Raw genomic sequence first — 14759 nt, forward strand, 5'->3', positions numbered from 1 at the left:
CGGCCCCAAGCGCTAGGCCGTGATGCGATGGCACATCATCTCGGCAATCGCATCGCCCCGCCCCGCTTCCTGCTGTTCGGCGTGCTGCTGGCCACCGGGCTGCCGGTGCTGGTGCCCCTGCTGGGGCGGGACCGCGGCATCATGCTCGCCTTTGATCTGGCCGCGCTCGTCTTTCTCGCCTCCGTGGCGCCGCTGCTCGGTCACGGATCGACCGACCGGATGCGCCGCCGCGCGATCGAAAACGACGCGAACCGCGCGGTGTTTCTCGGCTTTTCGGGGGCCACGCTGCTCGTCATCCTCGCCGCCGTCGCAGGCGAGGTGCAGGGGCGCGGCGACCGGTCGACCGTGCTGATCGTCGTCGCCACGCTGGCTTTGGCGTGGCTCTTCTCCAACACCGTCTATGCGCTGCACTATGCGCATCTCTTCTACCTGCCGGACGACCAGGACGCCGATAGCGGCGGCCTGCAATTTCCCGACACGACCGAGCCGGATTACTGGGACTTTCTGTATTTCAGCGTGACGCTCGGCATGACCTTTCAGACCTCGGACGTGACGATCGCCTCGCGCGCGATGCGCCGGGTCGTCACCGGGCACAGCCTGGCCGCGTTCGTCTTCAATCTCGGCGTCGTGGCCTTTACTGTCAACATATTGGGCAGCGGGTAAAGGGCTGGACGACTGCCCTATCGGCTGCGTACACCCGGCGGCATCGTCCATCCCTTGCCCAAGGGCCCTTCATGATCCGCACGCTGTTCGTCGCTTCCCTGCTCGCCTCCATCGCCGCGCCGCTTGCCGCCCAGACCATCCCCGGCAACTCCGCTCCCCAACCCACGCCCATCGTCGACACCATCCCCGCGGCGCAGGACACCCCCTACCCCGGCACCATCAAACTCGACGTCGACGCCACCGACCTCGACCGCGCCATCTTCCGCGTGCGCGAGACGATCCCCGTCGCCAAGGCGGGGCCGATGACGCTGCTCTATCCGAAATGGCTTCCCGGCAACCACGCGCCGCGTGGCGAGATCGAGAAGCTCGCCGGCCTCGTCATCCGCGCGAACGGCCGGGTGCTGCCCTGGACGCGCGACGTGATCGACGTCTACGCCTTCCATATCGACGTGCCCGCCGGCGCCCGCCAGCTCGATGTCGAATTCCAGTTCATCTCCGCGACCGAGGCCAATCAGGGCCGCATCGTCGTCACGCCGACGATGATCTCGCTCCAGCCCAATTCGGTCAGCCTCTATCCGGCCGGCTATTTCACCCGCCAGATCCCGATCCAGATGACCGCGCGCTTCCCCGCCGGCTGGACCGCGGCCGGTGCGGTGCCGGCCAAGGCGGCGGGCTCCACCTACACCTACGACACCACCAACTACGAGGTGCTGGTCGATTCGCCCGTGCTCGCGGGCAAGTACGGCAAGGTCTGGGCGCTCAGCCCGCGGGTCGACCTCAACGTCTTTGCCGACGATCCCAAGGAACTCGCCGCGACGCCCGCGCAGATCGACGCGCACAAGCGTCTCGTCGACCAGGCGGTCAAGACCTTCGGCGCGCAGCATTACGACCGCTACGAATTCCTCCTGTCGATCACCGACCAGTTGGGCGGCATCGGGCTGGAGCATCACCGTTCGTCCGAAAACGGCGTGACGCCCGGCTATTTCACCGACTGGGATTCCGGCCCCGGCCGCCGCAACCTGTTGCCGCACGAATTCACCCATAGCTGGGACGGCAAGTTCCGCCGCGGCGCGGACCTGTGGACGCCCGACTTCCGCACGCCGATGCGCAACTCGCTGCTGTGGGTATATGAAGGGCAGACGCAATTTTGGGGTTATGTCCTCCAGGCGCGCTCGGGGCTGGTGTCGAAGCAGGACACGCTCGACATGTACGCCTCGATCCTCGGCACCTATGATCTGGCGCCTGGCCGCCAGTGGCGCCCGCTGATCGACACCACCAACGATCCCGTCATCTCCGCCCGCCGCCCCAAGGGCTGGACGAGCTGGCAGCGGTCGGAGGACTATTACAACGAAGGCCTGATGGTCTGGATGGAGGTCGATGCGATGCTCCGCCAGAAGTCGAACGGCACCAAGTCGATCGACGATTTCGCGCGTGCGTTCTTCGGCATCCGCGACGGCGACTGGGGCCAGGTGACCTATACCTTCGAGGATGTCGCCCGGACGCTGAACGGCATCGTCCCCTATGACTGGGCCGGCTTCCTGAACCAGCGCCTGACCGAGACGGGCCAGCCCGCGCCGGTGAACGGCTTCGCGATGAACGGCTACAAGCTCGTCTACACGCCCGAGCCGACGCCCTTCTTCAAGCAGCAGGAAAAGAGCCGCGGCGCCGATGTCAGTTATTCGCTGGGCCTGGTGGTCGCGAATGACGGCCGGATATCGACGGTGATCTGGAACTCGCCGGCCTTCAAGGCGGGGCTGGATGTCGGCACCGAGATCCAGGCGATCAATGGCCAGTCCTATTCCGCCGAACGGTTGAAGGCGGCGATCGTCACCGCAAAGGATAGCAAGACCCCCATTCGGCTTCTTGTCCGAAATGAGGACCGTTTCCGCGATATCTCCATCGACTATCAGGGTGGCCCCCGCTATCCGCGCCTTCAGAAGGTCGGAACCGGCGAAGGCGGGCTCGATCGACTGTTGATGCCGCGCTGATCCTTATCGGTGCGGCATCGTCATTATCAGGGACAAAAATCGAATGCGTATTGATCTGATCCCCGTCGGCAAGTCTCCGCCCGACGACTTGAACGTCATCATCGAGGTGCCGACCGGCGGCGAGCCCGTGAAGTACGAGTTCGACAAGGCGTCGGGTGCGCTGTTCGTCGATCGCATCCTGCACACGCCGATGCGCTATCCGGCGAACTACGGCTTCGTGCCGCACACGCTCTCGCCCGACGGCGACCCGCTCGACGCGCTGGTCATCGCCCGCTCGCCCTTCATCCCCGGCTCGGTCGTCCGCGCCCGCCCGATCGCGGTCCTGAACCTCGAAGACGAAGCCGGCGGCGACGAGAAGCTGGTCTGCGTCCCCGTCGATCAGGTCTTCCCGTACTACTCGAACGTCACGCAGCGCGGCGACGTGCCCGAGATCGTCTTCGAGCAGATCGAACACTTCTTCACCCACTACAAGGATCTGGAGAAGAAGAAGTGGGTGCGCGTCGGCACCTGGGGCGATGCCGAGGAAGCACGCCGCATCACGATCGAGGCGATCGAGCGCTATGACGCCGCCAAGGCGCAGGGCGAAGAGCCGCACGACCACGACGTCCCCGGCCGCGAATAACCCCCGGACCTCCTTTCCCTATGGGGAGAGGGGGGTGAGGGGCCGCCCGGCAGTGCTTGCTTCTTGGTTCACGCGAAGACGCGAAGACGCGAAGAAATTTGATTTCCGCGGAGGCGCGGAGGCCGCAGAGGGTTGCGCATACCGCGCCCCCGCCGCGCCCCCGCGATCGGAAGACAAAAATCCGCCCGCGCTGAACATGAGCCTTCGGCTCAAAAAGGCACGCGCCGCGCCTCCAAGCGATCCCTCCTTCTTCTCCGCGTCTCCGCGTCTCCGCGTGAACCAAACCTCTTCGCGTCTTCGCGCCTTCGCGTGAACCAAATCACCGCCACAAAGCCGAACGCCCAACGGGAGCGTAAAGCGATCAGCGTCCCGCGAGTGCTTTGAGCGCCTCCCCGCTCACCCGCTGCACGGTCCACTCCTCCATGCCCACGGCCCCCATCGCCCGGTAAAAGGCGATCGCCGGCGCGTTCCAGTCGAGCACCGACCATTCGAACCGCGCGCAGCCGCGATCGAGCGCGATCCCGGCGAGATGCCGCAGCATCGCGGCGCCAAGCCCCTGCCCCCGCGCCTCGGGCGTGACGTACAGGTCCTCCAGATACAGGCTCCGCCGGCCGGTCCATGTTGAAAAGCTGTGGAAAAACAGCGCAAAACCTGTTGGCTGGCTGTGGATTTCGGCGATCACCGCCTCGGCCGCGGGGGATGTGCCGAACAAGGCATCGGCCAGCATCGCCTCGGTTGCCTCCACCGCATCGGGTTCACGCTCGAACGCCGCCAATTCGCGCACGAAGCGCAGGATGGCAGGCACGTCGGCCGGTGTCGCAGGTCGGATCATGGCACTCTCGGTGGAAGGGACAAGGATCAGGCGGCCGCCTCGATCGCGGCACGTGCCACGTCGCGGCGGCGAGCGGCGATCAGGCAGGCGACGACGATGATCGCCGCACCGGCCAGCGTGGTCGGTGCGACATGCTCGCCGAACACCGCCCAGCCCAGCACCGCGGCATAAAGGAACGACGTATATTCGGTGGTCGCCAGATATCCGGTCTCGCCATGCGCATAGGCCCAGCCGAGCAGCAGCAGCGATCCCGTCGCCAGCGTCGCGGCGATGGCGATCTTCCACCAGTCGGCGACCGGCGGCACCACCGCGAGCCACGGCGCGGCGAGCAGCAGCAGGAGCGTGACGACCGCCGACTGCACGAACGCGATCTCGCGCGCGCTCGCCGCCTGCGCCTGCAACCGCGCGACGACGAGGTTCACCGCATACAGCACGGCCGAGGCCAGGATCGCGCCTGCGCCTCCCAGCGCCTCCGGCCCCAACGTCATCCGCATCTGGCCGAGCAGGATCACGCCCACCCCGCCCAGCGCCGCGATCGAGGCCGCGATCACCCGCGCCCCCACCCGCTCGCCCAGAAAGACCGCGCCCAGCAACAGCGCGAGCAGCGGCGCGATATAGGTCAGCGAGATCGCCTGTGCCATCGGCACCCGCGCCAGCCCCCAGAAGAACAACAGCGCCATGCCCGTGGTGATCGTGCCACGCGCGACGTGCAGCCGCATGGCGTGTGCGGACGGCCGCCGCCCGCCGCCCATCGCCCAGCCCGCGCCGCCGATCCCCGCCGACAGCATCGTCCGCCAGAGCAGCGCATTGTAGACGCCCAGGCCCAGCACCAGCGACTTCATGAACGCATCCATGATCGAGAACAGCCCGATCCCCGCCGCCGCCACGGCAAAGGCAAGCGCCGGAGAAAGCTGATGCGAAGGATCACGATGCGCCATAGCCGGCAGCGCTACCACGGTGTCCGGTGCTTTCCCACGGACGAACCAAAGTTCGCGTAACTGTGCGTCAGCGGATCAACAGGATTTCGATACCGATACTGACCCGCGACAGGCGCTCGTCGGCGGTAAACAGCCTCACCCGCCGCTGCTCGGCCAAGGCGAGACAGGCCCGATCACCCAGAGAAAGCCCAGACGCCGGGTATCATCGCGAAGCTCTGCTGCACGCACCGCCTGTGTCATATCGAACGGCACGACATCGATCTCGAACCGTTCGATCGCCTTCAGCACCGCCGCTGCAGCGGCTCGCCGTTCGGGCGCACGCGCACAACACTCGGATATATTCACCGCAGACATCGCGCTGCCGCGCAGCACCGGAACAACGATGTCTTCGCCTCTCTCACCCAACAGGACGCTCAACAGGGCAGACGCGTCGAGAACGGCGCTCAATCGGCGGGCCAATCCGACCCGCGATCGGCGAGAAACTGCTTAACCGAGTAATCCGGCCCGACTGCCGCGCGAAAACGTCGCTGCTCCTCGTGCACGACTTGCTCGAAGGTCTTCACGCTCAAGCCGCCATTCTTATCCTTTTCGAACATGAGCGAGTCACCGTCGCGTATGCCGAGATCCCGGCGTAGTTCCGCGGGGATGACCACTTTGCCGCCCGGTGTCACCTTTGCATGATAGGTCACGACAATGTCTCCGCTGACCGAAAACTAGCAAGCCTACTATTCCGCCGCCAGCGCGCGTGCCGCCTCCGCGGCCTCGATCTCCGCCGCCTTTGCCTCGACCAGCTTCACGATGTGGTCGACCATGTCGGCGTCCTCCACCGTGTGGTCGGTGATGCCCGACAGATAGACCATGTGCTTGCCATTGCCGCCGCCGGTCAGGCCGATATCGGTTTCGCGCGCTTCGCCGGGTCCGTTCACCACGCATCCCAGTACCGACAGCGACATCGGGGTGCGGATATGCTGCAACCGCTCCTCCAGCGTGGCGACGGTGCGGATCACGTCGAATCCCTGTCGCGCGCAGGACGGGCAGGAGACGACGCGTACGCCGCGGTTGCGGATGCCCAGCGACTTCAGGATCTCGAAGCCGACGCGCACCTCTTCCTCGGGCTCGGCCGACAGCGAAACGCGGATCGTGTCGCCGATCCCGAACCACAACAGCGAACCGATGCCGATCGCCGACTTCACCGTGCCGCCGACAAAGCCGCCCGCCTCGGTGATGCCCAGGTGCAACGGGCAGTCGGTCGCCTCGGCCAGCCCCTGATAGGCGGCGACCGCCAGGAACACGTCCGACGCCTTCACGGCGACCTTATATTCGTGGAAGTCGTGATCCTGCAGCAGCTTGATATGGTCGAGCGCCGATTCGACCAGCGCCTCGGGGCACGGCTCGCCATATTTCTCCAGCAGGTCCTTCTCCAGCGAGCCTGCATTCACGCCGATGCGGATCGCACAGCCATTGGCCTTGGCGGCGCGCACCACCTCCGCCACGCGCTGCGACGATCCGATATTGCCGGGATTGATGCGCAGGCACGCCGCCCCCGCGTCCGCGGCTTCCAGTGCGCGCTTGTAGTGGAAATGGATGTCCGCGACGATCGGCACCCGCGATGCGCGCACGATCTGCTTCATCGCGGCGGTCGATTCGATGTCGGGGCACGACACGCGGATGATGTCCACGCCCGCATCCTCGCAGCGGCGGATCTGGTTGATCGTCGCGACCGGGTCTGATGTCGGCGTGTTCGTCATCGTCTGCACGGTGACGGGCGCATCGCCGCCGACGGGAACGTTGCCGACCATGATCTGGCGGCTCGGGCGGCGGACGATGTCGCGCCAGGGACGGATGGACATAAGCGCCTATATACGCGCCTGAGGTTGCGGTTCAAAGTCGATGCTGTACCGAGCCTGCGATATGGTTCCCGCGTCCCCCATCCCCCGCCATCTCGGCCTGGACTGGCTGCGCGTCGGTGCCTTCGCGATCCTGATCTTCTACCATATCGGCATGGTGTTCGTGCCCTGGGGCTTTCACGTCCGGCTGGACACGGTGCCGCTCGTCACCCTGCCCATGCTGGCCTCCAACCCGTGGCGGCTGCTGTTGCTGTTCGTGGTATCGGGCTATGCGACGCGGGCGCTGGCGACCCGGCACACCAGCCTGCTCGGCTTCGTGAAGGGGCGCAGCATCCGGCTGCTGATCCCGCTGGCCTTCGGCATCGCCGTACTCGTGCCTCCGCAAAGCTGGGTCGAGCTGGTCACCCAGCATGGCTACGACGCCCCTTTCCTGCGGTTCTGGCTGCACGATTATTTCGGCTTCCGCCTGCTCGCGGGCGTGTCGCTGCCCGCCTGGAACCATCTCTGGTTCGTCGGCTATCTCTGGGTCTACACCGTCGCCATCGCGCTGCTGCTCGCGATCGGCGGCCGGTGGGGCGCCCGTGTGCAGGCCTTGTACGACCGCGTATTCGGCGGCATCGGCGGGCTGGTGCTGCCGCTCGGCTGGCTGCTGGCCGTCAACATGTGGCTGTTCGTCGGCCAGTCGGAAACCCACGGCCTGATCGACGACGCCCTGGCGCACGCGCTCTACCTGCCCGCCTTCCTGTTCGGCTTCGCGATGGCGGGGTCGGACCGGGTACTCGCCACGTTTCGCCGCTGGTGGTGGCCGGCGGCGATCGTCGCGCTCGCCGCCTATCTGCTGGCGGCCGATCTCGAATGGCGCTGGCCGGGTCTGGCGCGCGGGCCGCACTGGGCGGGCCTCACCTTTTCCGCCACGCGCGCGGTGCAGGCCTGGGCGGCGATCGTCGCGCTGATCGGCGTGGCGGAACGTTTCTGGAACCATGACCACCCATGGCGCCGCACGCTGACCGAGGCGGTGTTCCCCTTCTACCTGATCCACCAGACGATCATCGTCGTTGTCGCCTATTGGCTGCGTGGCACCGCCCTGCCGCTCGCCCTCGACGCGGTCGTCCTGGCCGCCGTGACGATCGCCGGCTGCTGGACATTCTACCTTGCCGGCCGTGCGATCCCCCGGGCGCGCCCGCTCATAGGCCTGCGCCCCACCCTGAGGAAAACTCCATGACCTGGTCCCTGATGATCCACGGCGGCGCCGGCCGGATCGTGCCCGACGTGCTGACATCCCGGCAGGATAGCGAGGCGCGCGCCGCGCTTGCCGCCGCGCTCGACGCTGGCGAGGCGATCCTGCGCCAGGGCGGCAGCGCGGTCGATGCGGTGGAGGCGGCGGTGCGCGTGCTGGAGGATGCGCCCTCGTTCAACGCCGGTCGCGGCGCCTGCTTCACGCAAGGGGGCACCAACGAGCTGGACGCCGCGATCATGGACGGGCGCGACCGCCGCGCCGGCGCCGTCGCCGGCGTCACCGCCACCCGCAATCCCGTGGCGCTCGCCCGCGCGGTGATGGACCACAGCCCGCACGTCTTTCTCGCCGGCCCCGGTGCCGACGCCTTTTCGCGCGGCCAGGGGCTGGAACAGGCGCCGCCGGAATGGTTCGCCACGCCCGAGCGCCGCCGGCAACTGGAGGAGATGCAGGCCAGGGGCGCCGACGCCTTCGACATCGACATGAAGTACGGCACCGTCGGCGCGGTCGCCACCGACAGCCATGGCCATGTCGCCGCCGCCACCTCGACCGGCGGCGTCACCGGCAAGCGTTGGGGCCGGATCGGCGACTCGCCCCTGATCGGCGCAGGCACCTATGCCGACGACCGTGCGGCCGCCATCTCGTGCACCGGGGCGGGCGAATATTTCATTCGCGAGGGCGTCGCGCATGAGATCGCCGCCCGGTTGCGCTTCACGAACGACACGCCGCAACAGGCCGCCGATACCGTGCTGGCGGAGGTCCGTGCGATGGGCGGCACCGGCGGCGTCATCGTCGCCGCGCCGGGTGGCACCACCGCCTGGAGCATGACCACCGCCGGCATGTATCGCGGCCGCGCCGGGCCCGACGGGGTCCGCCAGGTCGCGCTTTATGGTGAGGAAGGCTGACGCTTTCTTTGGGTCTGCCGCGTCGCTAAGGCACCAGCCCTATGAACCGTTCGCGTATCGTCGTCGCCGCGTTTGGCGCCCTCACCCTGTCTCAGCCCGCCAACGCCTATTGGGATTATGGCCACCAGACCGTCGCCCGGATCGCCTGGGCCAATGTATCGCCGCACACGCGGACGGCCGTCACCCGCATCTTACGCGCGCAGGGGCAGCTCGACACGCCCTCCTGCCCCGTCCGCACCATCGCCGACGCCAGTGTCTGGCCCGACTGCATCAAGCCGCTGAAGGATGCGAACGGCCAGTCGCGCTTCGGCTATGCCTATAGCTGGCACTATCAGAACGTGAACATCTGCGGCCCCTTCACGCTGGAGCCCGCCTGCAAGGACGGCGACTGCGTCTCGGCCCAGATCCCGCGGCAACAGGCGATCCTGAAGAACCGACGCGCGCCCGCGGTCGAGCGGGTCAAGGCACTGGCGTTCCTCGTCCATTTCGTCGGCGACCTGCACCAGCCGCTGCATGCCGGCGACAAGGGGGACAAGGGCGGCAACGACGCCCATGCCGATTACGGCATCTACGCGCCCACTCGGCTCAACCTCCATTCGATCTGGGACGGACTGCTTGCCGAGCGCGCTATCTCCACCCCGCCCAGCCTGATCCGCCGCTATCCCGCTGCCACCCGCGCAAAGCTCGGCAGGGGCGATGCAACCACATGGAGCCGCGAGAATTGGGCGGTCGCGCGTGAGGCTTATGCTACCGCGATGCACGGCGACCCGTGCCAGCCGACGCCTGCCCGCCTCAAGATGACCGACGCCGACATCGCCAAACTGGCGCCGCTGGAGCGCGAACAGATCCGCCGCGGCGGCCTGCGGCTCGCCAAGCTGCTGGATGCGGCGCTGGGCTGACCACGCGCAAAGCCCCTCCCCGAAGCGGGGAGGGGTTATTTCATGATCAGCTCAGAACGATCGTCACGGCACGACGATTCTGCGCCCAGCTGGCGTCGTCCGACCCCATCGCCTCGGGCCGCTCCTTGCCATAGCTGATCACGGTCATCCGGTCCGGCGAGACGCCGCGTGCCGCCAGATAGTTCTTGGCCGCGTTCGCACGGCGATCGCCCAGTGCGAGGTTATATTCGCGCGTGCCGCGCTCGTCGCAATGCCCCTCGATCGTGATGCGCACGTTCGGATAACGCTGCAACCAGGCCGATTGGCTGTCCAGGATCGCGCGCGCCTCCGGGTCGATGTCATACTGGTCCAGTCCGAACCGCACCGTGTTCGACGTGACCGAGCGGCGGAAATCCGCGTCCGATCCCGGCACCACGGCACCGGTCGTCGGGCCGGTCGCGCCGCCCTGGTCGACGGGTCCGCTATTGTCCACCGGCGGCGGCGGCAGGTCGGCCGGGCGCTTCTTGGCGCAACCGGCGACGGCAACAAGGATGGTGGCGGCTACAAGCGTGGTCTTCAAACTGGCCATTTTGGTCACTCCCTAGAAATTCTCGTTTCGACCCCGTTATTTGAACAACGCCTTTACCGGCACTGCGCTCCGCTACCCTTTTGGGACGCGGTGCTCAGGGCCTCAGCGGCCCCCAGGCGGGGTCGGACCCGTCCAGCGGGGTCGGAATGCGGCGCTCGTTGACCCCGGTCAGGTCGACCATCCACAGATCCGCCTTGCCCGAGCTTCCCCGGCCCGAGCGGTAAAAGGTGATGACGCGCCCGTTGGGCGACCAGCTCGGCCCTTCGTCCTGCCAGCTATTGGTCAACAGCTTCTCGCCACCGCCGGTCGGGCTCATGATCCCCACCCGGAACGCACCGGCGATCTTGGTAAAGGCGATCAGGTCACCGCGCGGGCTCCATACCGGCGTGGCATAGCGCCCGCCGCCGAAGCTGATCCGCTGCTGGTTCGACCCATCCGCGTTCATCACATAGATTTGCTGCCCGCCGGAACGGTCGCTTTCGAACACGATCTTCGATCCGTCGGGCGAGTAGCTGCCGCCGGTATCGATGCCGGGCGCATTGGTCAGCCGCTGCGGCGTGCCGCCTTGCGCGGACACGCGGTAGATATCGGTGTTACCGCCCTGCGCCATCGAGAACAGGATCCAGCGACCATCGGGCGAGAAGCGCGGCGCAAAGGTCGTCGACGCGTTCTGCACCACCAGCCGCTGCCGCCCCGATCCGATGTCATAGACATAGATGGCCGGCCGCTTGTCGACATAGGACATGTAGACGATCGACTGCTGGTTGGGCGCAAAGCGCGGGGTCAGCACGATCGACTGGCCGTTGGTCAGGAAGCGGTGGTTGGCCCCGTCCTGATCCATGATCGCCAGCCGCTTGATGCGCCGCGCCTTGGGCCCCGTTTCCGAGACATAGACGACCCGGCTGTCGAAATACGGACCCTCGCCGGTCAGGCGGGTATAGATGGTATCCGCGCACTTGTGCGCCGCGCGCCGCCAGTCGGACGGCGGCACGACGAAGCCCTGCCGGGTCAGCTCGGTCTGTGCCGACACGTCGTACAAGTAACAGCCGACGGTCAGGTTGCCGTCGCCGTTCGCGCGGATGAAACCCTGCACCAGCGCCTGGGCGCCCGTGCCGTTCCAGTAATCGAACGCGGGCGCGGTCACTTCCGGAAAGGACACGGTGCGAAGCTGCGCTGGCGGGATCGGCGTGAACAGGCCCGAATTGCGCAGGTCGTTCGCGATGATCTCGGAGAGTTGCCGGCCCAGCACGTCGGTGGTGCCCGCCGGGGTCTGCTGCACCGCATTGGTCGGCATCGCCGGGATCGCGATCGGCATCGGCGCGGAGATGCCGCCGGTCACGTCCACCACCAGCGGCCCGTTCTGGTCGGCGGGCAACGCACCCGGTTGCTGCGGCGCGGCCTCTTGCGGCGCCGGGGCGGGGTCCTCCTGCGCCACCGCAGCGGAGGTGACGAGGGTCAGCGCCAGCGTCAGGCTGGCCACGGCACGAAGGGGCATGCGGATCATAAGGCTCATCCTCACCCAGGAAGCTTGTAACGCAAGTTGAAGTTACTCCAACCGCCTGGAACATCGTACAATTCTGCCGGCAACCCGCGCAGCGGCGAACAGCCCACGAACGTCGCCACCGCCAGGTCGTCGACGCGGTCGACATAACGGCGATTCTCGTCGTCCACGCCGTCGCGGCCCGTCACCCGCGGGCGCGCCGCCAGGCTGCCGTCGCGGTTCAGGCGCAGGTTGATCGTCACGCGGATGCGCTCCGCCCCCGGCCCCGGCGTCACCTGCCGGTTCGCACAGGGCTGCACCTGCCGCAGGATCGCCGAGGCGATATTGGCCGCGGCCTGCGCGCCGATCTTGGCGGCACGCGGCGCCTCCGACTTGCTCGGCGACGGCTCGGCGGACATGCCCTTCAGGAAATCGTCACCCAGCCGGCTGCCGCGCGGTTTCGTCGCGGTCGCCGTTTCGCTCTTGCCGCTGCCGCGTGCCGGCGTCGCGGGCTTGGCCGGGGCCGCCTTGGGCGCCGCCGCCTGCTTGGCGGGCGCGGGTTTCGCAGGCGCCGGTGCTGCCGGCTTCTTCACCGGCGCGGGCTTTGGCTGCGGCGCCGCCTTTTCGGGCGCGGGTGCAGGCTTTTTCGGCTGCGGCCTGGGTTGCGGCGCGGGTTTGGGCTTTGGCTGCGGCTTGGGCGGCGCGGGCACCGGCTTGGGTTCCGGTTTCGGCGGTGCCGGCTGCGGCTTGGGCGGCGCCGGGGCCGGCGGCGTGGGTTCGGGCTCCGCTTCGGCAGGCTCGGGCGGTGCGGCGTCCTCGGGCTCGCCTTCCTCGGGCGCGATCGACTGGGCCGGCGCCTCCACCGCCTGTGGCGCCTCGGCCTCCAGCGCGACGTCCTTGACCAGCGAGATGTCGATCGGCTGGACCTTCAGCTTTTCCGGGTTCGGCGTCGACAGGAAGCCGACCGACAACAGGCCGAAGAGCACCAGGTGCCCCGCAACCGCAACGCCCAGCCCTATGCGCTCGGCCCGGTCCATCAGCGGGCCTCGCCCCCCTCCACCGTCACCAGCGAGACGCGGTTCAGCCCGGCGCGGTTCAGCTCGCCCATCACCCGCATCACCCGGCCATAATCCAGCCCCCGGTCGGCGCGCAGGAAGATCTGCGGCGGCTGCCCGCCCTCCGGCGCGCGCGCGGCGATGTCGGCCAGCTTGGCGGGCAGGTCGCCCTCGCTCACCTCGTCCTCACCCAGAAAGGTGCGCCCCGTCTCGTCCAGCGACAGCTGCACCGGCTCCTGGTCCTGTTCCAGCGCCTTGGCGCGGCTGTCGGGCAGATTCACCGGCACGCCTGCGGTCAGCAGCGGCGCGGTCACCATGAAGATGATCAGCAGCACCAGCATCACGTCGACCAGCGGCGTGACGTTGATCTCCGCCATCGGCGCCTTGCGCCCCCGGCCGGAGCGCGAAGGGAGGTTCATCGCCACCGTTCCGCCCCCTTACCGCGAACCGTCCAGCTGCCGGCTCAGCGTCGTGTGGAAGCCATCGGCAAAGCGGTTCAGCCCCGCCTCGATCCGGTTCACGCCGTGGCTGAACCGGTTATAGGCGATCACTGCCGGGATGGCGGCGAACAGCCCGATCGCGGTCGCGAACAACGCCTCGGCGATGCCCGGCGCCACCACCGCCAGCGACGAATTCTGCGCCTGCGCGATACCGGTGAAGCTGCGCATGATGCCCCAGACGGTGCCGAACAGCCCGACGAACGGCGCCACCGATCCCACCGTCGCCAGCACGTTCAGCTTGTCGGACAGCGTGTCGATCTCGTTGGCGACCGCCGCCCCCATCGCGGTGGCCAGGCGCTCGCGCGTGCCCGACTTGTCGATCTGCCCGCTGGAGGTCGAGCGGCGCCATTCCTTGACACCGGCGGCAAAGACCCGTGCGGAGGGCAGGTCGTTGCCCCCCTCGATCCGGTGAAAGGCGTCGATATCCTCCGCCTTCCAGAAATCGCGCTCGAACTTGGCCATGCCCTTGCGCGTCCGGCCCAGCCGGCGGGAAAAGGCGATAATGATCGTCCAGGTCCAGATGCTGGCGAGCAGCAGGCCGAACATCACGGCCTTCACCACCCAGTCGGCCTGCAGGAACAGCGCAACCGGCGACAATGTGGCCGCATCCATGTTGAAGACGGGATTCATGGGTGTTGAGTGTCCCCTTGCCAGACGAGGCGTTGGTAGATGTCGGTCCAGGCGCGTGGCTGCCGCCGCGGACGCCCGTCGGACCCGACGAGTGCGACCGTGACGGTGCCTTGCGTCAGCACATGCTGGTCGCGCCTGACTGTCTGATGAATGACGACGCGCGCCGGGCTGACCATCTGCACCCGCGATACGATCAGCAGGGCATCGTCCAGCCGGGCGGGCGCGCGAAAACGCAGCGCGATATCGGCCACCGCATAGGCGCCCTCGCCCGCCTCGAACGTCGCCCGCTGGTCGATCCCGGCCAGGCGCAGCATGTCGGATCGCGCCCGTTCCATGTAGCGCAGATAGTTGGCGTGATAGACCACGCCCGACAGGTCGGTATCCTCGAAATAGACGCGCACACCCAATCGGTGCTCCCGCCCCTCGAACCGCCCGCCCAGCGGCTGATCCTGCCCGCTCTCCTGCATAATGAGGCGGCTGTTAACCCAATGGCCGGGCGGAAGGAAGCCGCTTGTCCGACCTTTCCTCCACAAGAGCGGCGGCGGGTCACTCCATGCGGAAGATCGCGGGGTCGACCTCCAGCCGCGGTGTGCGGACG

General features: G+C 67.7%; 17 protein-coding genes. 6 read left to right on the top strand and 11 right to left on the bottom strand.

Annotated elements, in window-relative coordinates; translation table 11 throughout:
- Positions 1-27: 27 nt before the first annotated feature.
- The 3 genes from OXR08_RS13480 (at position 28) to ppa (ending at position 3273) form a co-directional block, all read left to right on the top strand.
- Complete coding sequence (locus tag OXR08_RS13480; protein ID WP_267350557.1) at positions 28-663, top strand: DUF1345 domain-containing protein; 636 nt, start codon at positions 28-30, stop codon at positions 661-663.
- Positions 664-734: 71 nt separating this feature from the next.
- A complete protein-coding gene (locus OXR08_RS13485; RefSeq protein ID WP_267350559.1) occupies positions 735-2651 on the top strand; it encodes a peptidase M61 in 1917 nt (638 codons plus the stop codon).
- A 43-nt stretch (positions 2652-2694) separates the two neighbouring features.
- Positions 2695-3273: an inorganic diphosphatase gene (gene ppa / locus OXR08_RS13490; protein ID WP_112381884.1), complete on the top strand. Its 579-nt coding sequence runs from the start codon at positions 2695-2697 to the stop codon at positions 3271-3273.
- 361 nt (positions 3274-3634) lie between these two features.
- Here the strand turns inward: ppa and OXR08_RS13495 are convergent, their stop codons facing one another.
- The 5 genes from OXR08_RS13495 to ispG form a co-directional block, all read right to left on the bottom strand.
- On the bottom strand, positions 3635-4105 hold the full coding sequence (locus OXR08_RS13495; protein WP_149682298.1) for a GNAT family N-acetyltransferase: 471 nt from the start codon (positions 4103-4105) through the stop codon (positions 3635-3637).
- A gap of 26 nt (positions 4106-4131) precedes the next feature.
- Positions 4132-5043: a DMT family transporter gene (locus OXR08_RS13500; protein ID WP_267350562.1), complete on the bottom strand. Its 912-nt coding sequence runs from the start codon at positions 5041-5043 to the stop codon at positions 4132-4134.
- Between the two features lie 135 nt (positions 5044-5178).
- Complete coding sequence (locus OXR08_RS13505; protein ID WP_267350564.1) at positions 5179-5490, bottom strand: PIN domain-containing protein; 312 nt, start codon at positions 5488-5490, stop codon at positions 5179-5181.
- A complete protein-coding gene (locus OXR08_RS13510; protein ID WP_267350566.1) occupies positions 5487-5732 on the bottom strand; it encodes an AbrB/MazE/SpoVT family DNA-binding domain-containing protein in 246 nt (81 codons plus the stop codon). The genes OXR08_RS13505 and OXR08_RS13510 overlap by 4 nt, the downstream gene beginning before the upstream one ends.
- Positions 5733-5768: 36 nt before the next feature.
- Positions 5769-6893 carry a flavodoxin-dependent (E)-4-hydroxy-3-methylbut-2-enyl-diphosphate synthase gene (gene ispG / locus OXR08_RS13515; RefSeq protein ID WP_112381880.1) on the bottom strand — a complete coding sequence of 375 codons (1125 nt, stop codon included), beginning with the start codon at positions 6891-6893 and terminating at the stop codon, positions 5769-5771.
- 61 nt (positions 6894-6954) lie between these two features.
- On the opposite strand from ispG, the gene OXR08_RS13520 reads away from it, so the two are divergent.
- Genes OXR08_RS13520 through OXR08_RS13530 form a run of 3 tightly spaced genes read left to right on the top strand, consistent with a single transcriptional unit; the run spans position 6955 to position 9928 of the window.
- Entirely contained in the window at positions 6955-8112 is a 1158-nt protein-coding gene (locus OXR08_RS13520) for an acyltransferase (RefSeq protein ID WP_267350569.1), read from the top strand.
- Positions 8109-9029 (top strand): isoaspartyl peptidase/L-asparaginase, encoded by a 921-nt coding sequence (locus OXR08_RS13525; RefSeq protein ID WP_267350571.1) that lies wholly within the window; start codon positions 8109-8111, stop codon positions 9027-9029. The genes OXR08_RS13520 and OXR08_RS13525 overlap by 4 nt, the downstream gene beginning before the upstream one ends.
- 41 nt (positions 9030-9070) lie before the next feature.
- Positions 9071-9928 carry a S1/P1 nuclease gene (locus OXR08_RS13530; RefSeq protein WP_267350573.1) on the top strand — a complete coding sequence of 286 codons (858 nt, stop codon included), beginning with the start codon at positions 9071-9073 and terminating at the stop codon, positions 9926-9928.
- 46 nt (positions 9929-9974) lie between these two features.
- Here OXR08_RS13530 and pal read toward each other — a convergent pair whose 3' ends face one another.
- From pal to ybgC, 6 genes are all read right to left on the bottom strand, one after another.
- Entirely contained in the window at positions 9975-10496 is a 522-nt protein-coding gene (pal, locus tag OXR08_RS13535) for a peptidoglycan-associated lipoprotein Pal (RefSeq protein ID WP_149682304.1), read from the bottom strand.
- 94 nt (positions 10497-10590) lie between these two features.
- Complete coding sequence (tolB, locus tag OXR08_RS13540) at positions 10591-12000, bottom strand: Tol-Pal system beta propeller repeat protein TolB (RefSeq protein ID WP_267350576.1); 1410 nt, start codon at positions 11998-12000, stop codon at positions 10591-10593.
- A gap of 11 nt (positions 12001-12011) precedes the next feature.
- Complete coding sequence (locus OXR08_RS13545) at positions 12012-13013, bottom strand: cell envelope biogenesis protein TolA (protein WP_112381876.1); 1002 nt, start codon at positions 13011-13013, stop codon at positions 12012-12014.
- The gene (gene tolR / locus OXR08_RS13550; protein WP_267350578.1) at positions 13013-13456 is read right to left on the bottom strand and encodes a protein TolR; all 444 of its coding nucleotides are present in this window, start codon (positions 13454-13456) and stop codon (positions 13013-13015) included. The genes OXR08_RS13545 and tolR overlap by 1 nt, the downstream gene beginning before the upstream one ends.
- Positions 13457-13468: 12 nt before the next feature.
- Complete coding sequence (gene tolQ / locus OXR08_RS13555) at positions 13469-14161, bottom strand: protein TolQ (RefSeq protein WP_112381874.1); 693 nt, start codon at positions 14159-14161, stop codon at positions 13469-13471.
- Positions 14158-14628, bottom strand: a complete 471-nt coding sequence (ybgC, locus tag OXR08_RS13560; RefSeq protein WP_276589503.1) for a tol-pal system-associated acyl-CoA thioesterase — start codon at positions 14626-14628, stop codon at positions 14158-14160. Before ybgC ends, tolQ begins: the two co-directional genes overlap by 4 nt.
- Between the last annotated feature and the right edge of the window lie 131 nt (positions 14629-14759).

Source organism: Sphingomonas sp. GM_Shp_2, from assembly GCF_026540875.1.
Lineage (GTDB): Bacteria > Pseudomonadota > Alphaproteobacteria > Sphingomonadales > Sphingomonadaceae > Sphingomonas > Sphingomonas carotinifaciens.